The sequence below is a fragment of the Bacillus sp. P4_D3 genome (assembly GCF_056401855.1).
Genome location: NZ_JBFUIN010000567.1, coordinates 1 through 2,005, shown reverse-complemented (window position 1 = coordinate 2,005; position 2,005 = coordinate 1). Strand labels below are relative to the sequence as shown.

The following is a 2,005-nucleotide window of genomic DNA, read 5'->3' as shown; positions in this document are numbered from 1 at the left end:
AGCTACCACTTCAATATCCTTTAAAGCTTTTTCAACTGATATATGAGACCATCCAGGTGTATTACCGTAAGTAGCTTTCATATCTATTGCTCCATATTGTTTACCGATTAATTTATTTTTGGTATTCAACTGTACTATATCAGGTTTACTAAATTCTAACTCTACATTCTCAGTTACGTCTATTTCCTTACCATCCCTATAGTGTGCCATTACTTTAAATTGTTGTTCTTCTCCCAGTGCTAGCTTCATAGGTGTAGGCTGAATTGTTATACCTCTTAAAAATAAATTATAATTAGCTGATTCCGATATTTGAGCATTTTCTGACGGTGAATATAATGATATTTGCAAATCACGTTCTTCTTTATTCACTTCCATTTCAATGCTCTTTTCCGATTCGTTTTTCTCAAATATCAACTTTCCTTGTTGTTTTATTTGCTCTGCACTGTTCATCATCTTAGGCAAAACTAATTTCCAATTTACACTGGCTTGATTTGATAAATTATTTGTTCTTTTAAAAGTCGCTACTATTTTCGCTTTCTCTGCATTTATATCTTGTGTTGAAAAACTCTTAATTTGTATTTCACTATCCTTTTCTACTTCATCTTCAAATTTAATATTGTGAATAAGCAAATTTGAATCTACACCATTATCACTACCATCAGCGATTACCATCTTCACTTTATTCCATTGATTTACTTTCAAGGAAGTTTTCGCTTCTAATACCTTGCTCATTCCATCCATTTCAGTGTTTTTAGAACCACTTGTATTTGAAATGTAGTGACTGCTATTCCACTTATTAATAGTTACAGTAGATGGAGCCCATGGACGATTCGGTACCAAAGCAATATTTTTCCCATCAACAAACAATCCAACAATATCCTCATAATGCTCAAACTCCTCATACTCCTCTGAAGTAAGCACATACTGCACATTCATTTTTTCTTTCGCTGGCTTAAACTCAAATTCCAAAACACTCGCATCAAATGTCTTCAATCCATTACCTTTCAATTCTTCTACATCACTATCCCCTGGTTGATTATTAATCTGTGTATAACTTTTATACTTATTAGGTCCTATAATACCTTTCGCATTACCTGTACTTAATATAACTCCGCCTTCCATCCCAAAAATATTTTGCTTCGCTTGGAATGTGCCAGCTGCTTGATTCGCTCCTTTATATTTCACATTTCGAATTTCCACACCATCACCAACGAGTTTTTTCGCTAGCTGTTCTGCTTTCACATTATCATCTAATGTAGATACTGAAATGTCCGGATTATTACTCTTACCAGCCTCTTGTATGCTTTTGATTTCAAATTTTCTGTTTTCTTTAATTGTTTCTTCCCCATTTGCTTTTACATAAAAACCTGGTAACTGTAAACATAAAATAGCAACTATACAAATTGTTAACACGCTTTTAAACTGCTTATATTTTCCTCCCAACTACTTATCCCCTTTCCTTTTCTTCAAATACAAACGTTTCCGTTATTAACTCCTTTCTTTTCATTTTATTGGAAACTCATAAATATATTAATCTATTCCTATTATCAAATTCAATAGCATTTTTCACAAATTGTTCATTTATTCCAAAAATACTTTTCGACACAAAATAAACCAAATCTATGTCAGATTTGGTTTATCAATGTTTATACCCTATATCGTATTTTTTCACTCTATCTCCATCAACCGTTTCGCCTCAAAATACAACACTTGAATAAACTTTTTCGTATTAATTCGCGTATGTCCAGAAGTTGCTACTTCTTCCTTTGTCATTTCTGTCATTCGTTTTCTAACTACAGTGAAATCAAAAAACTTTGGAGCATAGCTTTCAAATTTCGGATTTGAAAAGTCTGTTAATCCAAGGGAAGCTAAGTGATTTAACGATTGATAAATCGCTCTACGTACTCTTTGTTCAGATGCTTTTCTCTCCTTATCTATATGTGTATTTGAAGCTATATTCTCTAATAGCTTCAAATACACATATAGATAAGGAGAGAAAAGCATC

General features: G+C 32.6%; 2 protein-coding genes. Both read right to left on the bottom strand.

The window, feature by feature from the left end:
- On the bottom strand, positions 1-1,443 hold a 1,443-nt coding region (locus tag AC1DTM_RS24125), incomplete at its 3' end, for a choice-of-anchor L domain-containing protein (protein ID WP_477001072.1).
- Positions 1,444-1,668: 225 nt separating this feature from the next.
- Positions 1,669-2,005, bottom strand: a 337-nt coding sequence (locus AC1DTM_RS24120) for a DNA-binding domain-containing protein (RefSeq protein ID WP_477001071.1), incomplete at its 5' end; no start/stop codon positions are given.